This is a genomic window from Clostridium sp. CM037, from assembly GCF_055081095.1.
In genome coordinates this window covers 4108051-4131297 of record NZ_CM143650.1, presented here as the reverse complement: position 1 = coordinate 4131297, position 23247 = coordinate 4108051, and the positions used below count along the sequence as shown (strand labels likewise).

Sequence of the window (23247 nt, the reverse complement as noted above, 5' to 3'; positions counted from 1 at the left end):
ATAGGAGGTCACTAGATGATAAAAAACATTTGCACTTATGCTCTGATGGTGTATAATTAGAGCATAAATGCAAAAGAGGTTGATAGTATGAGTTATCGAGAACAATTGGAAAAATTAATAATTGAAAAAAAAGGTCTGATTATTACTAAAGAGGTTGAAGAGGCAGGTATTCCACGTTATTATCTAACGAGCTTTACTAGAGAAAATAAGCTTGAAAGAGCCACATATGGTGTATACCTGACACGTGAGGCATTTGAGGATGATATGTATACACTTCAAGCTAAAAGTAAAAGGGTTATTTTCTCACATGAGACCGCGCTATATTTACACGAATTGACAGATAGAGATCCACTTGAATGGTCGGTTACCATTCCATACGGATATAATGGGTCAAATTTAAGAAAATCGGGAATTAAAGTCTATACCGTTAAAAAGGAACTTCATTTAATGGGTGTTACCGAGTTAAAAACCTTATATGGAAGGCCTATTAAAGTATATGACAAGGAAAGGACTATTTGTGATATTGTTCGTAACCGTAATAATATGGATGTTGCAATTTTGAATGAAGGAATTAAGAGATACCTAGACAGTAAAGATAAGAATATTCCATTGTTATTAAGATATGCTAAAGCATTAGATATTCAAAATATTATAAGAAATTATATGGAGATTTTACTATGAAAAATTTAAGACAAATAAAAGACTTAATAAATAATATGAGTAGAGACAAGAATATCAATGCACAAATTCTTTTGAGAAACTATATGTTGGAAAGACTTCTTGAGAGAATATCTCTATCTGAATTTAAAGAAAAATTTATACTAAAAGGTATAACATCTTTTATATGGAGAGAAGAGGTAAAGATATATTCTCAACCTCAAAAGGAATACAGCTAATAGGGGTAGTTCCACAAGAAGATGGAGACAATAAGACTTTTGTTTATATATAGTGAATTCATTTAGAATATAAAAATATGCGAATTGGTATATACTCAAATTATTATGAAAAATAAAAATTAAAGTAGGTTTTACTAAAAGAGTAAGGCTAATTTGGATTGCGCCAAGAAAATAGTTCTTTAAGGATAAATAATACAATTATCTAGTTTAAAAAAACGTAAAGGGGAAGTGAAACATTGGTAAATTATAAATTAAAAGGATGTATTTTAGAAACTATTGATAATCAAATGAGGGACAACGATCCTAAATGTACAAATGAAGTTTTTGAAAAATTAATAAGTGTTGGCTATACAGAAAATAAGGCAAAGGAAATTATCGCAGCAGTTTTAATAGAAGAAATGTATGATATTATGAAAAATCAACAGCCATTTAATGAAGAACGGTATAGTAATAAATTATATAAGTTACTAGAGTATGAGGATGAAGAAAGGGAAGAGGGATTAGAAGAAAATTATGAGGATGAAATCCTTCAAACTACTATAAGGAATGAGAACAAGATAGGTAGGAATTCTGTGTGTCCTTGTGGCAGTGGAAAGAAATATAAAAGGTGCTGTGGAAAAAATATATAGTAGGAGCGTGATATTTTTGCAATGGGAAATTCATTCTGAACAAGACAAAAGGATTTTTAATATAATAAAAGACATTCCAAAAGATGATATAAAAGCATTAGAAGCATGGGAAGATTATTTAAATCAGGAACTTAAATTTCCATTTGAAGCAGAAGTAATGGATAGTGATTATGGTTCGCCTATTGTAGAAGGCGATAAGTTAAAAGTTAGTGCTATTAGTATGATAGAGGATTTGCATGGAATAATTGTTGATGTAAGAAAAGGAAGAAGGAAATATGCGTTTGAATTATGTTTACTTGAAGCTTTAGGTGAAGATAAAAAAGTAAAAGAATTAGTAGATGATTATAGTGTATGGTTCTGTAATAGATAAAGGTTAGGTATGGTAAATTAGAAACAGTAACCGTTGATTTTTATTATATAAAAAAATAGTGTAATTTTACAACAAATCTAAATAAAAAAACTCCCTATGGGGAGCCTTAAAAGGTCATGAGCATAGCGAATTTTCTTGAATTCTTACCTACAATTTTAAAATGGTAAATCATCATTATCTGGAATATTCGAATAAATATCGGTAATGTCTATTTTTTCATTCTCTTTATCTTCATTGTTAAATATACCGTAAGGTACACCATTTTCAGTGAATCCAGCTATAAATTCCATATCATATAGGTCCTTCATATATTCCTGATATTGTTCATCTGTCCATACTTCTACATTACTGTTACTACTTTTTTTAGATTTCTTCTTTTTGGACATAATTTTTAAGGTCTCCTCAAATATGATTTTTCAAACGCATCAATTGCTTTTAACTTTCCTTTTATTTTCAGTAAAACTCCAATTTTATCACACAAATCCTTCAAGTAATCTTGAATATATTCATCTCTGATATAAACTGTTTTCGGTTTACCAATTTGCATCAAATAATTAATAAAAATTTCAAGAATATTCTGAGCAACTTTATCTTTAGGCGATAGCATGTTCTGATCAATGAGCATGCCACTCTTACGATCTGCAATAATTAGCAGATTACCTAAGAAAGGTTTTTCAAATTCTTTATCATTAACGACAATATTTAAATATAAAGTATCTAATTCAATTTCATTTCTGGTGGCCTTTAGCTTATTTAATTTTACCAGTAATAATTCGTCGTTTATAACAGTAGTCATACGAATTCTTGGTTGGATAATGTTTGGAGCTTCATAAGTTAACCATAACTTTGATTCAGTATCATATTTTCTACAAAGAATATTTCCACTCTCAAAGTTCACTTTTGTTTTATTTTCAACAAGATGGGTTAAGGCCATATAAAGCTGCTGAAGTACAGCTGTAAGCTGAACCACCTGGAGTGCATCTGAAATATAGGGGGCATATCCAGTTTCAAAGGATCTAAAATAAATCCATTCATCTTTACCTCTGAATTTTAAGCCCAAATCCTTAATGACCTTTAGCTCTTTGCTTGTCAATTCATTACGACTTCCAAAATAGCACATTAAATTATTTTGATATCGAATAATTTGTGTTGGAGAAATTTGTTGGTTATCGATAATATAGTAAAAACCATTTATGGCATCAAACCCTGCATAAATGCCAATAGCGATACACTCCTCTGACTTACCCATAACACTACAGAAAAAAGGTTCCTCGTATTCCGGCAGTAATATTTTAGTCAAATCTACATCCCATATATGATCCCACGGTTTTAACTTTTTAAATTTAATTGCTACTTCATAGAGCAATCTCCATTGATCTAAACTTGCTTCTTTTCTCATAATTGACCAATCCTCCCTATCATTGAAATGTATGGTTAATACAGCAAGTACAGTAGAAAAAGATATAATAATCACTGCATATTTTTGTTGCTTATTTTCTGATATAACATATTCAGTTTATCATTTTAGCAAAGGAATTAATAGAAATTTTTTTAACAAAATGAATATAGTATAGCTCCGAAGGACATGATTTAATTTCAAATTCGTCAATAATGTATTCAATAGCTATAAATAACTATTATAGTGTTCATATAAATGTTATATAATGGAATTGTAAAGCGCATATAAAAATGATAAAATGAAAGTAAGATAGAAAGTAGGTGAGTCTTTTGATAAACACTGAGAAGGAACAACGAGTAAAATTAGATGAGATACTAAAATCACTGTTTTCGGTATCAAAGAAAGTACTAATTACAATGATGAATAGCTTATTTAAAGAAAATTTTGATGTGAAAATGACAGAAATATCATTTGAGAATAATGAATTTGTTTCAGATGATTACGATATTATACGTGGAGATTTATTTTTAAGAATTTCTAAGGGAAATAAACCATACCATTATCATATAGAACTGCAAACTAAAAATGATTTAGGTATGGTCATAAGAATGTTTGAATATGGATTTAAAAAAGCGAAGGAATTAGCAAAATGTCATGGAACTGATGACGAAGAAACAGTTATTTTTATTCCAAAGCAATTGGTGATATTTGTAGAGCAAAATAAAAATATCAAAGATGAATTAAAAATGAAATTAATTTTTCCAAATGGGCAAGAAATAAAATATACTGTACCAACAATGAAATATTGGGAATATAATGACAGAGATATTATGCAAGATAAGATGTATCCACTGCTCCCATTGCAAGTATTCAAACTTAGGTACAAAATGGAACAAATAAAAAAGAAACATGGCGAAGAAAGTTATGAACTTAGAGAAACTATAATGGAAGCAAAAAAGATATCAGAAATAATATCTAAGGAAGGAAGTCAATTATTTAATAGTGGAGAAATAGACGGGGATGATTTACACAGAATATTACTAGCAGTAGCAAATTTATTTGAATATCTCAATACAAAATATGGTGAGGATGAAAAATTAAATGAGGAGGTGCGCAGTATGACTAAGACTTTATATGATCCGGCTGTAGAACAAAGAGGCATGGAAAAAGGAATAGAGAAAGGGATTGAAGAAGAAAGAAAACAATTAGTACTTAAGCAATATAGTAAGGGACTGTCTATAGAATATATTGCAGAGATAAATGATCTTGATGTTGAATATGTGAAGGATGTAGTGAAAAATAGTATTCAATAGCAATTTGGCTCTTATAGAGTTTGTCCGTTTAGTGTCCCAATGCTGTAAGGAATAAGTTCTATGAGATAAAATAGAATATAAGAATACATGAAAGATAGGCGGCATTTATGGGATGAGAAAACCACTGAAATATTTATAAATATTTCAGTGGTTTTCTCATTGTAAAGTGGGGAATTTACAACATTTATAGAATATCCATTATAGCAAGTTAGAATTTAAAAATAGTTCTTCAGCAATTTTGATGAACGTTTCACAGGTATAAATGGTAAGAGTAAAACTAAATCTACAGAATTACTAGGGAGTCTTAATTCTATTCATAATTATTCATAATTATCCTATTTTTATTTAACAATTGAATTGTATGATAATCTTATGATGAAAAATAAGTTATTCATTAATAATAAAAGAAAGGACGATTGTAAGTTATGTGGGTTAAAAAATTAAGACAACGAAAAATGCAGAGCATTATGATTTTTTTTATCATATTAATTTGTACCATGCTAATGTCAAGTTCTATAATGATGATATCATCATTACAAAAACCCTTTGAAGATCTCCAAAAAGAGTGCCAATCTCCGAAAGTAAAAGTATTGCCTATTGAAAAAGGAGAAAAAGAAATCGGTGAGTTATCTCATGGAATTGAAGGATTAGATTCTGTATCAAAAACAGTACTAATTAACAGACATTGGATAACAGAAAAAATATCTTATAAAGGTAAAAATGTAGAAACATTTGCAAGCTTAACTAAATATGAGGAAAATGTATATGGGAAGATAAGATCTATTAGCAATAAAGTTGATGTGCCTAAGGATGGAGAGTGCTTTATTCCAGCTGCACTCTCAAATGAATATAATATAAAAGTTGGTGAAAAAATTTTTTTATGGAGTGGCAGTAGAAATTATACTTACAAAGTAGCAGCCATTTATGCAGATCCATACTCTATATCTTTAGCATTTAATTGTGAATTTCTTGTGAGTGAAATTCCAGAAGAGTTAGAAACATCAAAGGTTATAGCAGTGTTTAGCGATAAGAATATTACTGGAAATGATATTGTTAGCGAATACCGCGTGAAAAATCATGGCGTATTAGAAGGAAGAGCCATGACCATAGAAGATAGTATGAGTAACAGTGCTATATCAGAGAAGATTTTAAGAGGTATACTCTTTGTAGCAAGCATTCTTGTACTTTTAGTAAGTAGCATGATGATTCGTTATATGATTAAAAATGCTCTAATTCAAGATAGTAAAACCATATCTATTTATAAAACAATTGGTTATTCACCAAAATCTATTATGAGAATTTATATGGAATTGTATTTATTTATTGTAGCCAGTGGAAGTGTCCTAGGAATTATTTGTTCTTCATTTATTTCAAGTAAATTTACTAAGAAAATGTTTGAAAATATTAGTGAAGTTAATCACACTAGCATATTAATTCCTGCATTACTATGTTTTTTATTAATCAATGGATTTGTATTACTTCAAATTTATTTAGTAATAAATAAATTAAAAGATATAAAACCGGTTATTGTGTTAAATGGAAGAGAAAGTAAGCTTGGTGCTGGGAAAACAAAAAATCATCCATTTACAGAAAAATTAAGTTTTTCTCCACTAGGAATAGCAGTTAGAAATATGCAAAGAGATAAAAAAAACACCTGTTATATTATTCTCACTTGTGTGATTTCTATTTATTGTGTAAATTTTGCGTTATCATCCATTTCCGTATTAGATACCATGAAGGATAACAATTACTATTGGATAGGTTTTGATAAATTTGATGTTGCAGCCGTTTCTGAAAATCAGGTGAAATTTGACGGAAATTGCCGTGTTTTATTAACAGATTCAGATGTTAAGCGTGTTATTAAAACAACTAAGAATTCAAATGTTATGATGAAATGGACCAAAGGGATGGGAGACCCCAATATTGCAAGGATGGTGTATGAGACTTATGAAAACATTGATATGCCGGTAGTGAAAGGACGCAATCCAATACACAGTGATGAAATTGTGCTAGGAAATTTAATCGCGAAAGAAATGAAAAAGGATGTAGGCGATTATGTGGATATCTATTTAACCCCAGATAAAAAAGTAAGCCTTCTTATTGTAGGAACTAGCCAAGGGTACTATGAGCTTGGGAGAACCTGCAGACTTCTAAGTTCTACCTTGGAAAAAAATGGAGTAAAGTTTTCTTTCGATGAAGCATCCATTTATCTAAATAAGAATGTAGATAAAAATCAGTTTATTGTGAAATATAATAATAAAATGAAAAATGATTTGAAAATAATAGATCGATCAAATAAATACAGTAATATTATGGATATGATATGTGGACCTCAAAAACAGGCAATTGTCCCCTTTATGGTATTGGTTATGATTAGTGGTGCAATGAATCTTTTTTGCATAGTATATTTAAAAAATATAAAAGAGCGAAAGAAGCATAATATTTTCAAATCCATTGGCTACTGCGGAAAGCATTTACTACTAACGAATTTATGCTACATTGGGATTATTGCATTATTATCAATTTTAGTAACTGTGCCAATCTTTATTGTAACATTTCCTAAAACTATGGTTATGTCCTTATCTATGTTTGGATTTGCACAATATCTGGTGACCTATAATATTAAAACTTTGATTGTGGGAAATGTTAGTGTACTGCTTGTGCTTTTACTAAGTACTGTATTATCGTCAATTGGATTATTTAGTAATCATATAAGAGAGCTCGGACAAGAATAAAAAAATAAAAGGATAGTGAGGTAGAATTTTATGAATAATGTTATAATTAAAACAAACTTATTATGTAAAAGTTTTTTAAGCGATGGTGAAGTAAATAATGTAATTAAAAACTTAAACCTTGAGATAAATAAAGAAGACTTTACAGTAGTTATGGGAAGCTCCGGCTCTGGTAAATCCACTTTGCTGTACCTTTTAAGCGGCATGGATGGAGCAACTAGTGGAGAGGTATTTCTAGGTGATGAAAATATTACAAATTATAAGGAAAGTGAAATGGCTGATTTACGAAGAAATAAAATTGGATTTGTATTTCAAGGCATTAACTTAATACCTGATTTAACCATTTATGAGAATATTGTAAGTCCAACCTACAAAACTAATAAAAAGAAATTTGACATTGATAAAAAAATTGATGAGTTATTAGATAAAATGGAGCTAACAGATCACAGAAAGAAATTCCCCAGTCAATTATCTGGTGGTCAAAGTCAGAGGGTAGCGATTTGCAGAGCACTTATAAATGAGCCTGAATTATTATTTGCTGATGAACCCACAGGTGCACTTAACTCAGCTCAAGGAGAAAATGTGCTAGATGTTTTTTCTGATATTCATAAGGGCGGTCAAGCAGTTGTTATGGTAACCCACGACTTAAAAGCTGCACTTAGAGGCAATCGAATTATCTTTTTAAAAGATGGCTATTTTGATGGAGATTTAAGATTAGATGAATATAAAAAAGAAACAGCTGATGAAAGAGAAAAAATAGTTTATGAATTTTTAAAAAAACGAGGATGATAAGAAAAACAGGAGATATTATGGAGCAAAAAACAATTTTAATTATTGAAGATGAGCGAGAACTCGCTGAAATATTACGTGATTATCTAGAAATAGAAGGTTTCAAAGTATTCATTTCTTTTGATGGTGAAGAAGGATTAAAGCTTTTTAAATCCAAGAAACCAGAACTTGTACTTCTTGATATTATGCTCCCTAAGATAAATGGTATGGAAGTTTGTAAGCAAATTCGAAATAATTCTAATATACCTATAATAATGGTATCCGCCAAAAGTGGAGAGATGGATAAAGTGATTTCTCTTGGAATTGGAGCAGATGATTATGTTACAAAGCCCTTTAGTCCTTTGGAACTTGTGGCAAGAGTAAAAGCTCATTTAAGAAGGTATAAAGAGCTCGAACAATCGAAAGCTCCTTCTGTGATTATTACTATTGGTAAGATTAAAATTAGAAAGGAAAGCTATGAGGCAAGTATAGATGGAAAAATTATAGATTTTACCACAAAAGAATTTGAAGTCTTATATTTTTTTGCAAGGAATGTAAATCAAGTGTTTTCAAAGGAGCAAATATACCAAGAGGTTTGGGGTATGAATGAATTTGGTGATATTAGTAGTGTGGCAGTTTATATAAAAAGAATTCGAGAAAAGTTGAATAATTTTGGACTTGGTTATATTAAGACAGTATGGGGAGTAGGGTACAAGCTATCCGTATAAAATTATGAAAAATAGAATTTTTAAACAACAAATAGAGTTGCATTTTTTTATAGTGCTCATTTTGGTGATATCCACACTAATGTCTATGATAAGATATTCAAATAATAAAGAGAAATTTCTTTATAATAAGGCCAGGATGCTAGTAGCAAGTCAGGTGCATGAAATAGAATCAAAACAATATAAACAAGATGAATTTTCTTATACGGTGTTTGATTTAGCTGGAATGGTTGTTTATACCAGTGACAAAAATGATTATAAAAAAGGGGAATTTATAAATATTAAAGAGATTCTCCAATCTGATAAAAGTTTTTATGAAAAGAATAACAAACAAATTAAAGTTTCTTTTGTTTTGTTAAGTGAGGGAAAGGTCGACAAATTTGCTGTGTTTATCATACCAAGAGAGAAGATATTAAAACGTACAGAAATAGAAAATTTGTTTTATTTATTTGCACCAATTATTTGTGGAATTATCTTTGTGATACTTATATTAATTGCCGTAAGTATTTATATGAAACACCATGTTTTAGATCCTATGCTTGAAATAAACCAGTCCTCAAAAGCTATAATTGAAGGTGATTATGACATTCCGGTAGCACGCGCAAGAGGAAATAGATTGTTGCATAATGAAGTAGCTGAATTAAGCTATGGTTTCGAATTAATGCGAGAGCAATTAAAGGAAAAGAGAGAAAAAGAAAAGCAATTAAAAAGGTCCCAAAAGGAACTTATTTCGTGCATTTCTCATGATTTAAAAACACCTATATCAACAATTAAAGCCTACAGTGAAGGGTTGCGGGATGGTGTTTCAAACACTGAGGAAAAACGTAAAAAATATGTGGAAGTTATTATTAGAAAAACCCATGTAATTACTAAAATGATTAACGATTTGTCAGAGCATTCTAATGCAGAATTGAATGAACTGAAAATTGTGAAAAGTGAGTGTTATTTGGATGCATATTTAAAAAAGATAATGTTAGAGTTAAAGCTTTTAGTGGAACATCATGGAATTATATTTGAATATCAGTGCAATGCTGCAAATATAATGGTTTCTATGGATAGGAGTCGTATATCACAAGTGATTTACAACCTTATAGAGAATAGTATAAAATATACTAATTATGAAAATGGGAAGATAAAAATTACAGTTTTTTATCTTGAAACTGAAAATAAGATAGCTTTTTCTGTAATGGATAATGGAAGTGGCATCAGTTTAGAAGATATTCCATATGTTTTTAACAAATTCTATAGAGCAGAAAAATCTAGAAGTATGAGCATTCCAGGTTCTGGACTCGGATTATCCATATGCAAATATATTGTAGAAGCCCATGGCGGAGACATTAAATGTAAGAGCAACCCAGTAGCTGGGGCCGAATTTATATTTACCATTGATATATAAACGAGTGTACTCGAAAAACAATAATTAACAATTCCCATATTTGAGGAATAAAAGTATTTATTTGGATGAAATGCTATACTTGAATTAATAGTAGGCATGATAAAAAGGCTTTTTTATACACTATTTTAAAAAAGCCGTAGGCTGGTTATTGAGTTAAAACTGATTATAAATTAGGCAGCTATTTTCTTGAAAACCGGGAAGATATCAGCAATTGTTACCTCTTTTTCATTAGCCCAAGCATCTATAAAACAGCAAAATGCACCAAGAAATACTCTTGTTATTCTGCGACCAACGGAATAGATAATCGCTTTTTCAGCATGGAAGTCGTTGTTTATTCTATCCCAACACCTTTCAGTAGTTGAACGTCGTTTATAAAGAGATTTCCATTGCTTTGAACCTCTTAGTATAGGAGTAAAATATCTTGGATTATCTAATGTTTTAGTGTAATAAATTTTCTTGCTTTTAATAGGACATTTTTCACAGTGGTCACATTGAACTGGGAATAACCATTTATGCCTAAATTCCTTACGGACGATTCCCCAATTACGAAGCTGATGTCCACAAATTTTCCCATGAGGAATGCCCTTATCGTCAAGTTCAACAAAATCACTGCCTGATGAAGGTTTTAAAGAACGTGAATTTAAATCAATAATAGGATTTATTCCATAATGCATGCATAAAAGATAAAATGCATTAGCATCATAGGCAGAATCTAAGGCTACGGAATAGAATTTAATTTCAGGGTATAAATCTACAATCTCTTTAAGTGCATAAACACCGGTAACAGAATCATGCCGTGCTGCACTAACAAATTTAATATGGATAGGTAGGCTGTAAAAACTATCACAGGCAGTGAACCCGTGATAAGTTTGACCATAGTAATAGTGTTCATTAAAGCTATCCCAACCCCAGCTAGCACTGGGATCGGTAAACTTTCGATAACAAGCACAATGCTCTCCTGGTTTAAGTTTGCAATCACAAACTTTTTTACCATAAGGCGAAGCCTGTGTAGGCATACAAGTTCCATCACCAGCAATATTTAGTTTAGAAGGGTCACCCAAAATGCCCATTGATAAGGAAGGAATAACAAATAATTCCTTAAGTATGTTGTTCATTTTGGATTCTATTCTGTCAGAAAGCTTAGAATTATCATATTTTAAGATTCTTTTAACTAAACGTTCGACTACACCAGATTTGGAGTTATTCATCTTTTGGTTTTTCTTTTGTTTTTTACTTGGTTTACGTTTCAATTTACGCAGTTTGGATTTATATAGGATTTTATCCTTATGAATCAGCCTATCCATAAAATCATAAAAAGTACCTATGCCAGGTATTTGATCAGCAACTATGCCTTCGGCTTTAAAAGGCGAGTAGCAAGCAGGGATAAAGCCTGACAGAATTGCATAAAACGGTTCTGAACGTAATGTCTTTATCCAAGATGATATGCTGGTTTCTTTACAATAAGCCATAATAATAAGTGATCTGAGTAAAGCTACCGCATCTTTGGGCGGAGCCCCTTGATTGGATTTAGAATAAGCACTTTGTATTAGAGGGACAATTCCGGTTAGGTCGGCAGACCAGATTTTTGTTATTATTGAACTACGCTCAAACAAAGTAATTTCTTGATTATTTTGAATAAAGAATTTTTCTAGAAATGTTTCAACAAAATTTTGATATTGAGTATGTGAGGCCTTAACAGTTAACATAAAAATCACTCCTTATAAATGAAAAATGGTAATAATATACAAAATTCATTTTGCGAAATTTTTACTGCTGTCAAGTCTTATTTAAAACTATTTAATTAAAAAAAATCGATAATACTAGGGATAGCTTAGACTATCTATGCTACCCGAAAGATATAAAACTCGAAGAAATTCTGGGGTGAAGTTGATATATGAATAAAAATGAACCTAGAATTAGCAATGGCTTGAGAGTTTCCGAGAGTACTATATAAACATACCTGGGGTGTTTATTTTTACATTTATGTAAAAATAGTAAATAAGCTTTGTAACAATTCTGGGGAATAGATTTCCAAATAAATAGAAAAATTATTATTGGAGGGATTTTAAATGGCAGATATTAAATTTGAAATAAAAGAAAAATCAGGGGTGATTTCCGAGTCGGCAAAGGGTTGGACAAAGGAACTAAATCTTGTCTCTTGGAATGATAAAGACCCTAAATATGATATTAGAGACTGGGACTGCGAGCATAAGAAGATGGGTAAAGGGATTACTTTATCTGTAGAAGATTTAAAGAAACTTAAAGATATTTTGAATAGTATGGAAATATAAGAATATTACTATGGGATGGATTGACCTCCTAAAATAAAAATGGATAAAAGAATGCGTTAATTAAATTTAACATTCCTTTATCCATTTTTTTTAGTGAAAGAAGAAAAGGAGAAGTTGCTATAGAAAGCTACTTCTCCCTTTCTAATACAATATTAATTCTATAAAAAATATAACTTATTTAAATTATTGATAGATATCCTAAGTTAACAAGCGAAGTATTAAGTGTAGAGGGATATACTCTATGCAAGCTTGCTTTAGAAAGAAGGTTTAAAATGAAAATCAAAGAAGAAAATTTTGTTATTCAGTTAATAAATAAGAATGAAAGGGCCCTCGACTATGTTGTAGACAATTATGGATGGATTATTAAATGCATTGTAAAAAAACAACTTTACAATTTGCAGAGTGTTCAAGGTGAATGTATTAATGATATACTTCTCGGAATTTGGAATAACAGTGGTAGTTTTGATAAAAGTAAAAATGAATTTAAAAATTGGGTAGCTGGAATAGCTAGATTTAAATGCATCGACTATAAGAGAAAGTATCTAAAAACAATAGGACATGAAAATATAGATGATTTAGAACTAGGAATTCCAGATACTACTCATGAAGAGATTATTAAAAATGAATTAGAGGATGATATTAATGATATGTTAAATTGTTTAAAAGAGAAGGATAAGAACTTGTTTTATAAGTTATATGTTGAGGAAAAACAAATGGATGATATAAGTAAAGAAACAGGTATTAAGAGAGAAGTTATTTACAATAGACTATCTAGAGGGAAGAAAAAGATAAAAAGTATGCTTAAGATTAGTGAAAGTGGGGGTGTTAAATATGAAAAATGATATATACGCTGTATTAAATGAAGCAGATATAAATTTAGATGATTATAAGAAAGAAAATTTTAATGATATAGAAAAGAAAAACATAAAGGATAATTTTAGAAAATCAATTAATAAAAAGAAATTCTATAATAGAAAAATAGTGGCAGCGGTGGCAGTTGTAGCATTAACTGTTGGAATACTTGGAAGTAATGTACCAGTAGCGGGACTATCAACGTTTAGCAGTAATATAGGTGCTTTTTTAGGAATACAAGAGAATTTGGATGAATATAATACCGTTGTAAATAAAACTATAACTGATAATGGAGTAACAGTTAAATTAAATGAAGTGATATTGGATGGCGATGAATTGAATGTTTCTTATAATATAAGTTCTAATAAAAAGTTAGAAAAAAATCAATCCTGGTTTTGTTTAAACGATATTTATGTAAACGGGAAAAGTGTAAATGGAGGAGCCGGAGGAGGAGCTTTTAATGTTGACGACTATACTACACAAACAGTTATGGCTTATGATTTAGGTAAAGTAGATGTAAGTGGAGATTTAAATATAAAAATCTCATCTCATACTATGAATTTGAATGATAAGGAAACCAAGGGTTCTTGGGATTTTAATTTTAAGACCAATGGTGATCAATTAAAAATAAATACTAAAGAAATATTACTTAATAAGAAGTTTTCACTTCCAAACGGTGAAGAATACACTCTAAAAAAATATACAAGTAATGCCGTAGGTCAAAAAATTTATGCTTCAATATCCAATTTTACAGCAAAATCAACATATGCAGTGGATTTAAAAGGAATTGATGATTTAGGTAATAAAGTTACATTTTACGCATCTCACTCAGATAAAGAGGGAGCATTATTTAAAATAGAAAATATAGATGGAAATCTTAATAAGAATGCAAAAACATTAACCCTTACTCCCTACGCTGCTAAATATCCAGATAAAAGCGGTAGAATGGATGGTGAATCTAAACAAGTAGGAGATAAATTTACAATAGATTTATCACAATTAAAATAATGATGAATATATATGCAAGTATATTGTAGAAGCCCATGGCGGAAACATTAAATATAATGAAAAAAGATAATACACACTGTATTATCTCAGGTTGTTTACAAACCCAGTATAATTTTTTTATTATACTGGGCTTTTTACATGCAATTATGCGATAGCATTTTGAGTTATGGATAAATTTAAAATAACAACTATGTTCTTAGTTAGAAAATCAAAAAACCTTAAAGATAGCAGGCTAGCTATCTTTTTCATATTCTGCACTGCTGCTGTAAGCAGACACTGCTCTTGCACATTTTCTAATCCACGCATATGGCAATAGCGAAGCCCATGCAGTTGTTTTGAATCTGCGAAGCTTCGCTCTATAGTTTCTTTTCTTCTTCTATATATATTTCTGCCTTTATCTGTTCTGGTGAACTTTACAACATCTTCTTTATACGTTTCCCAAACATGTCTTCTAATAGTTTTAAACTTGCTTTTTGCAGAAAAGCATTGAGCTCTGTTTGGACATATGTCGCAATATTTTGCATTACCAACATATTCTTTATATCCTTCTCTTGTTGTTGTTTTATAATGTAAAGCCCTTAAGTCAGGGCATACGTAAATGTCCTGCTCTTTAACATATTGGAATTTATTTTTTGTGTACATTCCTTTTGTATGTGGAGACCTACGGTATCCCATTACAGATTTTAATTCCCTCTCATATAGTTTTTTACATATAAGATTTGTAGCATAACCAGCATCTGCACCAACATATTTTGTATTAAAATTAAACTTTTTTATTTGCACATCTAATCTATCGATATAAGGATCAACATCATTTATGTTTCCAGGAGTAACATACACATCAGTAATTATATTATGTCTGCTATCGACAGTTCTGTGATCTAAATATGAGAAGCCTTCCGGCTTGCCATCTCTCATCATATATCCACTGTCGGGGTCGGTTGTGCTAACTTTAGTTTCTTTTATTTTGGTAACAGGTTCTTTTTCTTTTAAAGGTTTTTTACCATGGTTTATTCTATCTTCTTCCACTGCTTTATTAAGTTCAGCTACATATTCTTTCGGCGTTTTTTCAACTTCAATTTTCACAAGCTTTCGCTTATTAGCATTTGCTTTTAGGTGTGTAGAATCTGTGTAAAGTATTTTACCGGTTACCATCTTAAGATTTATAGCCTTAAATACTACTTCGTCAAATATTTTTTGAAACACATCTGTTCCTTTAAATCGTCTACGTCTATTTTGGCTAATTGTTGAATGATCTGGAATAGTATCAGTAAGACTTAGCCCTAGGAACCATCTATAAGCCACATTTACTTCAATTTCCTTTACAAGTTGTCGTTCAGATTTTATTCCAAATAAGTACCCAATAAACAGCATTTTAAAAAGTAGAATGGGATCTACGCCAGGTCTTCCATTATCTAAGCAGTAATATTTTTTAGTCAGTTCTCTTATAAAAGAGAAATCCATGTATTTATCTATATTTCTCAAAATATGGTCTTTAGGAACTAAATCTTCTAAATACACCATTTCTAGTTTTTGTTGTGTGAAGTTTTTTTCATTAATCATAATAATGCCCTCCGAATTATAAAGTTTGTATACTATATATATTCGACATTGATGTCCTAAAATCCTTTTTGAATATGAAAAAAACACTCCAATTTTAAATTAGAGTGTTTTACATTTTATGTTTGTCAACGGTCTGAGATAATACACACTGTATTATCTTTTTTTCTTATATTTAATTAATAAGGCGATTTTACCCTACTTTAATTTAGAGGCACACTTGGGACAAATATTCCACTCAGGTTCTACTGGGAATCCACAAGAGCTACAATTATCTTTAAGCTTAAATCCACAGAGGGGGCAATTCATAAAGTGATCATCTACAGGATTCCCACAGCTTTTGCAGATTTTTTTAGTGTAGGAATTCCTTACAACTAGGTAGATTATTAAACCTATAAGGTTTGGAACAAATAGTGCCACCATTGTCCAAAGCCAAGGGTCCATACCCCTTTTCTTTGAATCCATAAATACAAAATGACCAATTAAATAAATTACTCCAAAGATTAATAAAAGTATTAAAGGGAGTATTATGAGAGGTGGAACTATTGCAGAGATATTTGTGTTCCCATGTCTATAGTCTGAGGCTATAGCGAAGGATATGAAAATAATAAAAGATAAAAATAGTAACGAGAGTATTGTTATAAGAGTAAAAAATATTTTTTTTGAATTTTTCATTTTAATCTCTCCTTTAAATAGTAGTTGAAAATTTTAGTTTAAATTCTTCTTTAAAAAATATTAGAGGTAATATTGATAAGCTTGAAATAAAACTGTACAAAATATATAGACCTATAATTCCTTTAAAATTAAATTTGAAATACATAATAATAATTAAACTTATAAGCAAAATAATATTTAAAAAAACTGACATACAAATAATGGGCAAAAAGTGTATGTTACTTATTTTTTCTTTAGTATTTTGAACTAAATTGTTAGGAAGATTAATATCTTCATTACCTAGTTCAAAGAGAAGCTCTTCTAAATGTTTATCTTCCATAGTTATTATCCTCCATATATTCTTTTAATAACTTTTTAGCTTTATTTAATCTGGATTTTACAGTTCCTTCAGGAATCTTAAGAATTTCTGAAATTTCTTTTTGCTTTAATCCGTTGTAGTAAAATAGTATTATTACCATTCTAAATTCATCTTTTAAATTATTCACACTATTTCGTAACTGTTGCTTATTTTGGTTATTATCATAAGACTCCTCAGGAAGAAAGGTAGTTGACTTTATATTTTCCATTACGATGTTTTTTTCATTAATATCAAAAAAATCTATAGACTTTGAAAACCACCGTTTTACTTTTCTATAATTATCTTTATATAGATTAATAGCAATTGTAAAGAGCCAAGGCTTAAAATTCTTAATTCTGTTAAAGTCGTCCATATATTTAAAAGCTTTTATCCAAGTATCTTGAAATAGATCTTCAGCACTAGTACTATTTTTATGCAAATGTATACAAAGCTTATAAAGAGGAGTTTTATATTTTTCTATAAATAGTTCAAGTCCTTGATTTTTATCAGTATCAAAAGTTATCCAAATAAACTTATCATCCAAAACCTTGCCCCCCTTCACTATTTACTACGCGTCAAAATATAAAAGGTTCATTAAATATATACAAATAATTTAGAATCAACCTTTGTTAGCGCAGGAAATAATATTATAAAATATATTTTACACTAAATAATATAGTAATATAAAGAATGATTTTAAGAAGGGCCATTGAGAATGAAATAAATAATCATTCTCAATGAGTTTAGTGATATAATAATAAACAAACTTTAATGAAAAGGAGTTACAAGAAAAATGAATATTTTTAAAAAATTTAAAAGTTACTATAGACCATACAAGGGGCTGTTCTTTGCAGATATGTTTTGTGCATTAATTTTATCTGTAATTGATTTGGTGTTTCCTTTAATAGTTAGATATTTGCTAAATGATGTTTATGTATTAAATGATGGAAATAAGATATTTAAATATGTTTTATATGTTGGGATAGCACTATTACTTATGTATATTGTAAGGTATTTTTGTCAGTATTTCATAACATCTTGGGGACATATAATGGGAGCAAAAATGGAAGCGGATATGAGAAAAGACATTTTTAACAATCTTCAAAAACAATCTTTTTCTTATTACGATGAAGCGAATACCGGAAAGCTCATGTCGAGAATAGTTACAGACCTTTTTGATATATCAGAACTTGCACATCATGGGCCTGAGGATGTATTCATATCCATGCTAAAAATAGTTGGGTCTTTTGTTATACTCGCAAGTATAAATTCAAGAATAACACTTATACTTCTTTTATTTACACTAGTAATGTTATATTTTTCATATTTCTATAATCGGAAAATGCGAAATGTTTTTTCGGAAAATAGGGAAAAGATAGCAAGTGTAAATGCCCAAATTCAAGACAGTTTAGCAGGTATTCGCGTGGTGAAATCATTTGCTAATGAGAATATAGAGAATACTAAATTTGCTAAAGGTAATAACGAATTTTTAAAGACAAAAGAGGAAAGTTATTTTATAATGGGCAGATTCCATAGTGGTAACAGCTTTTTTCAAGGATTACTTTATCTTAGCGCTATACTTGTAGGAGGCATATTTATAAGTGACGGTTCATTAAAAGTATCTGACCTTGTAATTTACATACTTTATATAAATACATTTCTAAATCCTATTGATAAGCTTGTAAATTTTACGGAGCAGTTTCAAAGAGGGCTTTCAGGATTTGAAAGATTTGTTGAAGTCATAAATACAAAGCCCGATATAATCGATAAAGAAGATGCAGTTGAATTAGTTAATCCAAAGGGAGAGATATCCTTTAACAATGTGTCATTTAGTTATAATAATAGGCATAATGTATTAAGTAATATAAATATAAAAATACAATCAGGTAAGAATATTGCACTTGTTGGTCCATCAGGTGGTGGTAAAACAACCTTTTGCAGTCTTATACCAAGATTTTATGAGGTAAACCATGGTTCAATAACAATAGATGGCATGGATATAAGAGACATAAAAATTAAATCACTTAGAAAATCTATTGGGATAGTTCAGCAGGATGTTTATTTGTTCTCTGGAAGCATTAAAGAAAATATATCATATGGTAGACCGGGAGCATCAGAAAATGAAATAATAGAAGCAGCACAAAAGGCAAATATTCATGAGTTCATTATGAGCCTTGAACATGGGTATGATACTTATACTGGTGAAAGAGGAGTAAAACTTTCTGGTGGACAAAAGCAAAGGATGTCTATAGCAAGAGTATTTTTAAAGAATCCAGCAATTTTAATACTTGATGAAGCTACATCAGCTCTTGATAATGAAAATGAACAATATATTCAAAAATCATTAGAAGACCTTACAAAAAACAGGACGACGTTTGTTATTGCGCATAGATTAAGTACAATAAAAAATGCGGATGAAATAATTGTACTTACTGATGAAGGAGTAAACCAAAGAGGAACACATGACGAGCTTATAAGTCAAGAAGGATTATATTCTTACCTTTACAATATGCAGTTTAACGACATTTCAGAAGGCAAGTCTCCCACTTCTATAAGTGAGGGGTAACTACCCTAGCAAAAATAAAACTTCAGTGGGAGAATAAATATCCTTCTGAAGTCGTTAATTTGTAGCTCCGCAGGAGATGATTTAATCAAATAGAGTAGGAGTGATAATATGTTTTCGAATAAAACTGGTTTATTTAGAGAAGCAAAACAAGCGAAGGTACTTCCTAATATTATTTTATGTTTATTTTGGGTATTGCTTTTTCTAATTGGAGGGCAAGGAATAGGCGAAATATTGGCTCATTTTACAAAGAAAATTATTGGCGATAATCCTTACGTTTTATTACTAAATCAACTTATTTGTGGTTTTATATTTATAACATTATTAGTATTTGCTAGAGTAAAGTTTAGAGAAAAAAGAAGTATTTCAAGTATGGGCTTAAAAAAAGAAGGGTTTATAAAAAGGTATTTAATAGGTTTTGGCATAGGGATTTTAATGTTTTCAATAGTGGTTTTATTGCTTAGTGTTAGTGGGCATACTGTAGTAAATAGTAATCCAGTAGGTCTTTCAGGTATAGCAGCTTTAAGTGGTGTGCTAATTGTTATACCAGGTTGGATGATACAAAGTGGTACAGAGGAAATTCTTTCAAGAGGATGGTTTATGAATGTTTTAGGTGCAAGATATAATGTAGCTGTAGGTTTGGTTGTTTCCTCTACATTTTTCGGATTTATGCACCTCGGAAATCCAAATGTAAGTATTTTAGCTATAATAAATATTGTTTTAGTAGGCTTTTTTTTTGGCCTATATGTTATAAAAACTAAGGATCTATGGGGGGCGTGTGGACTTCATGCTGCATGGAACTGGACTCAAGGAAATGTTTTTGGTTTTGAGGTAAGTGGACTAAAAGTACCAACAGGTAGTTTGATGAATTTAAAGTTAACTGGCGCAGAATGGTTCACTGGTGGATCATTTGGTCCTGAAGCCGGTATGGCAGCAACCATAGTTCTTTGTATAGGAATTGTAATTGTGTATTTTATTCCATTGCATAAAAAATGGGCTCTGCGAGAAGTTTAGAGAAATAATAACAACAAAATAATTTATGTTTATAATTAACACAATACAATAACTATTTTCTCTTTATTAGGCGTGCAAAATTGAACAGTTATATTTTCTTGATGAGATAAGATGACAGCATTTTTTATAAATGCTGTTGTTTTTTTATGGGATAAAGTATATAAAATACCCTCCCAAAAACTATGGAGGGTACCTCAGTAATTTCTTTTTTATCTTTTTCTGTTAATAAACATAGTTAATAGGACAAGTATTGATATATTAGTGACAAGTTATATTATATAAATGACAATATAACTTGTCATAAAAACTAAATGGTAGTATACTATATTTTGATAATACTCAATTGTAAAGCGATATGCCACTTTGTAAATTGAAATGCAACGTTTGTAATTGACAATTGAATATTTGTAAATGAAATGCAACCTTTGTATCTGAAAAGCCAGTTTTGAAACCCAAAAGCCACATTTGTAATCCAAATGCAGTTTGATTTTTCGGTTTTTTGATGTATGATAATAGAAAATATGCATGCCAAATAGAGGTCAACTCACTCTCGATTTTTTTGTAATCGGAGAATCCACCCCTATTTTAGGATTGTATGGATATCTGGCGGCACTGTTTTATATTTTTATTTTTTGAGAAGAATTGGTTTTAACATGATGTCGCTGGCTGCTACCGGTGTACACCCTAGGTTTTGTAAAATCTCTTCTCCATGGTAAAAGCTGAACGTTTCGTATGGGCTACGGTTGTTCAGTTTTTTTCTTTTATAGGAATTAATGTGATTCATCATTAGGCTGATATTTTCCTGTGTCAGATGATCGAAGCTGTTTCCCTTCGGAAGAATGCGCCTAATCATCTCATGGTTAACCTCAATGGCTCCCTTTTGATAGGGACTTCCAGCATCACAATAAAATACATTGGTACGATGTCCTGAGAATTTTTCAGTACCATATTCAATTGCCTTTGGATTCGAAAATTCGCTCCCGTTGTCTGTAAGAATTACAGGGAAAAGGGCTGTAAAAACCTCCTTCCCAAGGGTTTCATAAAGTGTTTCATAAATATCCGTTACTGATTTTGAAGTATTTGCATCTCTAAGAAATGCTAACATCAAGCTGGTATCTACAAAGTGAATCGTTAAAAGGCATTTGCCACCTTTACTTCCAATCACAGAATCCATCTGTACAACAGTGGTATCCTGATTTTTAGCAAGGAATGCCTGAAAGTCATTATAGTTGCGCCCAATGCGGCAGCCTTTATCTACCTTGAATTCCGGTTTTTTATACCTTTCGCGAAACTTGACTTTTCTCGGAAGATCAATATTTCGCACATCGAAAAGACAGGCATCTATGTAGTTGTAAATATTCTTTTCACTACACATAATTTCATCTTCATGCGTAACATATATCTGATGAACAGATTGACCGTTTTGAACTAGTGGAGAAATTATTTTATTGAGTCTGGCTACTTCATCTTCCGATACACACAATCCACTTCTGGACTGTGAAATGGCTTCGTGAGCTTTCATATGGGCATGCTCCGCATTGTATATATTTTTTAATAAAGAGCATTTCCCAAGCGTTTCACAACCATTACAGACATAGGGAACCCTAAAGCGGGCAGTACAGATTTCCAAAATGAAATCAGGACAGTTATCATTACAGGATTGACAAAGCTTACAGTAGATGGTTGTTTTTCTTGTGCAATTTTTACCGCATACATCCTTATACCTGCAGTTAAAACGATTTTTACAGGCATTGTACGGATATCCCGGATAACCTGTTGCAACCTCTGAACTGTGCTTACGTATTTCTCTGGAGATGGTGGTTGGATTTTTTTCCAATCTTCGGCTGATTTCTTTAAAGGAAAGACTTTCTTTTAAGAATTTTTGTATCTCAAGCCTTTCTTCATAGGTGAAAAACGTTGACATATATCCTCCATTCTGCCGCCAACTCTTATAGAATATGTAATTTTGAATGTTAGTAAAACAAAAGACTGACACATGCCAATATTTTTGTATACCGAGATGCAACCTCTTGGCATATATTTTGATTTAAGAATTATACCTCAATTGTAAATAGAACAGGTTGCTTTTAGATTTACAATTGAGTATATTTTGATAATAATTTAAGGACGTGTGACTTCATGAAAGACGAATTAATATTAAAAAACAAACTTAAAGTAGCTAGAGCAGAAAGCAATCTGTCTCAAGGAGATTTAGCGGAAATGGTCGGCGTTTCTAGACAAACAATTAGCTCAATAGAAACAGGTCAATTTAATCCAACTGCAAAGTTAGCATTGATATTTTGCATTGCATTAGATAAAAAATTTGAAGATTTATTTTACTTTGAGTAGGGTAATGAGCGATAGTAAAGGAGTTTGTTAATCATGAAAAAAGAAGAGATTTTAGGAAAAAGCAAACGTGAAAATTTATGGGAAGATGAGAGGGTCAAGCAAGTTAAAATTAAATCAGAAAACTATGCAGCCTCAATAGGAAATCTTATATTAGTATTAGTTACATTATGGAAGATTTTTCACAAAATGCCCTATAACGACTTGATGGCGATTCTTTGGATTCAAATTGCAATTGCTTCTCTTTATAAATATAAAAACAAAACAGAAAATAAACTGTATTTAGTTGGAGGGATTATGATGTTGTTTGCCTCTAGTGTATTTTTATTAGATTTCTTTATTAATGGAGTAGGGTAAGTATATAATTGTGTTA

General features: G+C 30.5%; 23 protein-coding genes and 1 pseudogene. 16 read left to right on the top strand and 8 right to left on the bottom strand.

Features of this window, described 5'->3' with window-relative positions; genetic code table 11:
* Nucleotides 1-87 precede the first annotated feature (87 nt).
* From ACWJKP_RS19800 to ACWJKP_RS19785, 4 genes and pseudogenes are all read left to right on the top strand, one after another.
* Nucleotides 88-681, top strand: coding sequence for a type IV toxin-antitoxin system AbiEi family antitoxin domain-containing protein (locus tag ACWJKP_RS19800; protein ID WP_165412930.1), 594 nt, complete (start codon nucleotides 88-90; stop codon nucleotides 679-681).
* Nucleotides 678-830 (top strand): annotated as a pseudogene (locus tag ACWJKP_RS19795) (nucleotidyl transferase AbiEii/AbiGii toxin family protein); the annotation flags it as partial. The gene ACWJKP_RS19800 and the pseudogene ACWJKP_RS19795, both read left to right, overlap by 4 nt.
* 302 nt (nucleotides 831-1132) lie before the next feature.
* A complete protein-coding gene (locus tag ACWJKP_RS19790; RefSeq protein WP_224578688.1) occupies nucleotides 1133-1525 on the top strand; it encodes an SEC-C metal-binding domain-containing protein in 393 nt (130 codons plus the stop codon).
* Between the two features lie 16 nt (nucleotides 1526-1541).
* The gene (locus tag ACWJKP_RS19785) at nucleotides 1542-1895 is read left to right on the top strand and encodes a calcium-binding protein (RefSeq protein WP_165412931.1); all 354 of its coding nucleotides are present in this window, start codon (nucleotides 1542-1544) and stop codon (nucleotides 1893-1895) included.
* Between the two features lie 155 nt (nucleotides 1896-2050).
* Here ACWJKP_RS19785 and ACWJKP_RS19780 read toward each other — a convergent pair whose 3' ends face one another.
* Both ACWJKP_RS19780 and ACWJKP_RS19775 read right to left on the bottom strand, forming a co-directional pair.
* On the bottom strand, nucleotides 2051-2281 hold the full coding sequence (locus ACWJKP_RS19780) for a hypothetical protein (RefSeq protein ID WP_165412932.1): 231 nt from the start codon (nucleotides 2279-2281) through the stop codon (nucleotides 2051-2053).
* A 5-nt stretch (nucleotides 2282-2286) separates the two neighbouring features.
* Nucleotides 2287-3294: a DUF7309 domain-containing protein gene (locus ACWJKP_RS19775; protein WP_165412933.1), complete on the bottom strand. Its 1008-nt coding sequence runs from the start codon at nucleotides 3292-3294 to the stop codon at nucleotides 2287-2289.
* A gap of 329 nt (nucleotides 3295-3623) precedes the next feature.
* Here ACWJKP_RS19775 and ACWJKP_RS19770 point away from each other — a divergent pair, with 329 nt between their 5' ends.
* The 5 genes from ACWJKP_RS19770 (at nucleotide 3624) to ACWJKP_RS19750 (ending at nucleotide 10228) form a co-directional block, all read left to right on the top strand.
* Nucleotides 3624-4607 (top strand): RpnC/YadD family protein, encoded by a 984-nt coding sequence (locus ACWJKP_RS19770; RefSeq protein ID WP_224578691.1) that lies wholly within the window; start codon nucleotides 3624-3626, stop codon nucleotides 4605-4607.
* A 425-nt stretch (nucleotides 4608-5032) separates the two neighbouring features.
* Nucleotides 5033-7342, top strand: a complete 2310-nt coding sequence (locus tag ACWJKP_RS19765) for an ABC transporter permease (RefSeq protein ID WP_165412934.1) — start codon at nucleotides 5033-5035, stop codon at nucleotides 7340-7342.
* A gap of 30 nt (nucleotides 7343-7372) precedes the next feature.
* Nucleotides 7373-8128, top strand: a complete 756-nt coding sequence (locus ACWJKP_RS19760) for an ABC transporter ATP-binding protein (protein WP_165412935.1) — start codon at nucleotides 7373-7375, stop codon at nucleotides 8126-8128.
* Nucleotides 8129-8148: 20 nt separating this feature from the next.
* The gene (locus tag ACWJKP_RS19755) at nucleotides 8149-8835 is read left to right on the top strand and encodes a response regulator transcription factor (RefSeq protein ID WP_165412936.1); all 687 of its coding nucleotides are present in this window, start codon (nucleotides 8149-8151) and stop codon (nucleotides 8833-8835) included.
* Between the two features lie 79 nt (nucleotides 8836-8914).
* Nucleotides 8915-10228, top strand: coding sequence for a sensor histidine kinase (locus ACWJKP_RS19750; RefSeq protein ID WP_462961360.1), 1314 nt, complete (start codon nucleotides 8915-8917; stop codon nucleotides 10226-10228).
* A gap of 170 nt (nucleotides 10229-10398) precedes the next feature.
* Here the strand turns inward: ACWJKP_RS19750 and ACWJKP_RS19745 are convergent, their stop codons facing one another.
* Entirely contained in the window at nucleotides 10399-11934 is a 1536-nt protein-coding gene (locus ACWJKP_RS19745; protein ID WP_224578683.1) for a transposase, read from the bottom strand.
* Nucleotides 11935-12297: 363 nt separating this feature from the next.
* Here ACWJKP_RS19745 and ACWJKP_RS19740 point away from each other — a divergent pair, with 363 nt between their 5' ends.
* From ACWJKP_RS19740 to ACWJKP_RS19730, 3 genes are all read left to right on the top strand, one after another.
* Complete coding sequence (locus tag ACWJKP_RS19740; RefSeq protein ID WP_165412938.1) at nucleotides 12298-12519, top strand: YdbC family protein; 222 nt, start codon at nucleotides 12298-12300, stop codon at nucleotides 12517-12519.
* Between the two features lie 272 nt (nucleotides 12520-12791).
* Entirely contained in the window at nucleotides 12792-13361 is a 570-nt protein-coding gene (locus ACWJKP_RS19735; protein ID WP_165412939.1) for a sigma-70 family RNA polymerase sigma factor, read from the top strand.
* Nucleotides 13351-14379, top strand: coding sequence for a DUF4179 domain-containing protein (locus tag ACWJKP_RS19730; RefSeq protein ID WP_165412940.1), 1029 nt, complete (start codon nucleotides 13351-13353; stop codon nucleotides 14377-14379). Before ACWJKP_RS19735 ends, ACWJKP_RS19730 begins: the two co-directional genes overlap by 11 nt.
* A 144-nt stretch (nucleotides 14380-14523) precedes the next feature.
* Here the strand turns inward: ACWJKP_RS19730 and ACWJKP_RS19725 are convergent, their stop codons facing one another.
* From ACWJKP_RS19725 to ACWJKP_RS19710, 4 genes are all read right to left on the bottom strand, one after another.
* Nucleotides 14524-15942 carry an IS1182 family transposase gene (locus tag ACWJKP_RS19725; RefSeq protein ID WP_224578694.1) on the bottom strand — a complete coding sequence of 473 codons (1419 nt, stop codon included), beginning with the start codon at nucleotides 15940-15942 and terminating at the stop codon, nucleotides 14524-14526.
* A 195-nt stretch (nucleotides 15943-16137) separates the two neighbouring features.
* Nucleotides 16138-16614, bottom strand: coding sequence for a zinc ribbon domain-containing protein (locus ACWJKP_RS19720; RefSeq protein WP_165414958.1), 477 nt, complete (start codon nucleotides 16612-16614; stop codon nucleotides 16138-16140).
* A gap of 13 nt (nucleotides 16615-16627) precedes the next feature.
* Nucleotides 16628-16933 carry a hypothetical protein gene (locus tag ACWJKP_RS19715; protein WP_165414959.1) on the bottom strand — a complete coding sequence of 102 codons (306 nt, stop codon included), beginning with the start codon at nucleotides 16931-16933 and terminating at the stop codon, nucleotides 16628-16630.
* Nucleotides 16923-17495: a sigma-70 family RNA polymerase sigma factor gene (locus ACWJKP_RS19710; protein ID WP_165414960.1), complete on the bottom strand. Its 573-nt coding sequence runs from the start codon at nucleotides 17493-17495 to the stop codon at nucleotides 16923-16925. Before ACWJKP_RS19710 ends, ACWJKP_RS19715 begins: the two co-directional genes overlap by 11 nt.
* Nucleotides 17496-17744: 249 nt before the next feature.
* Between ACWJKP_RS19710 and ACWJKP_RS19705 the strand changes: the two genes are divergently transcribed.
* Both ACWJKP_RS19705 and ACWJKP_RS19700 read left to right on the top strand, forming a co-directional pair.
* On the top strand, nucleotides 17745-19517 hold the full coding sequence (locus ACWJKP_RS19705) for an ABC transporter ATP-binding protein (protein ID WP_462961359.1): 1773 nt from the start codon (nucleotides 17745-17747) through the stop codon (nucleotides 19515-19517).
* 108 nt (nucleotides 19518-19625) lie between these two features.
* Nucleotides 19626-20528, top strand: a complete 903-nt coding sequence (locus tag ACWJKP_RS19700) for a CPBP family intramembrane glutamic endopeptidase (protein ID WP_165414962.1) — start codon at nucleotides 19626-19628, stop codon at nucleotides 20526-20528.
* 625 nt (nucleotides 20529-21153) lie between these two features.
* Here ACWJKP_RS19700 and ACWJKP_RS19695 read toward each other — a convergent pair.
* Nucleotides 21154-22452 carry an IS30 family transposase gene (locus tag ACWJKP_RS19695; RefSeq protein ID WP_224578696.1) on the bottom strand — a complete coding sequence of 433 codons (1299 nt, stop codon included), beginning with the start codon at nucleotides 22450-22452 and terminating at the stop codon, nucleotides 21154-21156.
* Nucleotides 22453-22667: 215 nt separating this feature from the next.
* Between ACWJKP_RS19695 and ACWJKP_RS19690 the strand changes: the two genes are divergently transcribed.
* Nucleotides 22668-22877: a helix-turn-helix transcriptional regulator gene (locus ACWJKP_RS19690; protein ID WP_165413279.1), complete on the top strand. Its 210-nt coding sequence runs from the start codon at nucleotides 22668-22670 to the stop codon at nucleotides 22875-22877.
* Between the two features lie 33 nt (nucleotides 22878-22910).
* On the top strand, nucleotides 22911-23231 hold the full coding sequence (locus tag ACWJKP_RS19685) for a DUF6442 family protein (protein WP_165413278.1): 321 nt from the start codon (nucleotides 22911-22913) through the stop codon (nucleotides 23229-23231).
* Nucleotides 23232-23247 lie beyond the last annotated feature (16 nt).

Coding starts and splice junctions, on each gene's coding strand:
- ACWJKP_RS19760 (WP_165412935.1), top strand. CDS start 7,373: ATGAATAATGTTATAATTAAAACAAACTTATTATGTAAAAGTTTTTTA.
- ACWJKP_RS19735 (WP_165412939.1), top strand. CDS start 12,792: ATGAAAATCAAAGAAGAAAATTTTGTTATTCAGTTAATAAATAAGAAT.
- ACWJKP_RS19800 (WP_165412930.1), top strand. CDS start 88: ATGAGTTATCGAGAACAATTGGAAAAATTAATAATTGAAAAAAAAGGT.
- ACWJKP_RS19755 (WP_165412936.1), top strand. CDS start 8,149: ATGGAGCAAAAAACAATTTTAATTATTGAAGATGAGCGAGAACTCGCT.
- ACWJKP_RS19725 (WP_224578694.1), bottom strand. CDS start 15,942: ATGATTAATGAAAAAAACTTCACACAACAAAAACTAGAAATGGTGTAT.
- ACWJKP_RS19690 (WP_165413279.1), top strand. CDS start 22,668: ATGAAAGACGAATTAATATTAAAAAACAAACTTAAAGTAGCTAGAGCA.
- ACWJKP_RS19745 (WP_224578683.1), bottom strand. CDS start 11,934: ATGTTAACTGTTAAGGCCTCACATACTCAATATCAAAATTTTGTTGAA.
- ACWJKP_RS19715 (WP_165414959.1), bottom strand. CDS start 16,933: ATGGAAGATAAACATTTAGAAGAGCTTCTCTTTGAACTAGGTAATGAA.
- ACWJKP_RS19700 (WP_165414962.1), top strand. CDS start 19,626: ATGTTTTCGAATAAAACTGGTTTATTTAGAGAAGCAAAACAAGCGAAG.
- ACWJKP_RS19695 (WP_224578696.1), bottom strand. CDS start 22,452: ATGTCAACGTTTTTCACCTATGAAGAAAGGCTTGAGATACAAAAATTC.
- ACWJKP_RS19750 (WP_462961360.1), top strand. CDS start 8,915: ATGTCTATGATAAGATATTCAAATAATAAAGAGAAATTTCTTTATAAT.
- ACWJKP_RS19730 (WP_165412940.1), top strand. CDS start 13,351: ATGAAAAATGATATATACGCTGTATTAAATGAAGCAGATATAAATTTA.
- ACWJKP_RS19740 (WP_165412938.1), top strand. CDS start 12,298: ATGGCAGATATTAAATTTGAAATAAAAGAAAAATCAGGGGTGATTTCC.
- ACWJKP_RS19780 (WP_165412932.1), bottom strand. CDS start 2,281: ATGTCCAAAAAGAAGAAATCTAAAAAAAGTAGTAACAGTAATGTAGAA.
- ACWJKP_RS19705 (WP_462961359.1), top strand. CDS start 17,745: ATGAATATTTTTAAAAAATTTAAAAGTTACTATAGACCATACAAGGGG.
- ACWJKP_RS19775 (WP_165412933.1), bottom strand. CDS start 3,294: ATGAGAAAAGAAGCAAGTTTAGATCAATGGAGATTGCTCTATGAAGTA.
- ACWJKP_RS19765 (WP_165412934.1), top strand. CDS start 5,033: ATGTGGGTTAAAAAATTAAGACAACGAAAAATGCAGAGCATTATGATT.
- ACWJKP_RS19720 (WP_165414958.1), bottom strand. CDS start 16,614: ATGAAAAATTCAAAAAAAATATTTTTTACTCTTATAACAATACTCTCG.
- ACWJKP_RS19685 (WP_165413278.1), top strand. CDS start 22,911: ATGAAAAAAGAAGAGATTTTAGGAAAAAGCAAACGTGAAAATTTATGG.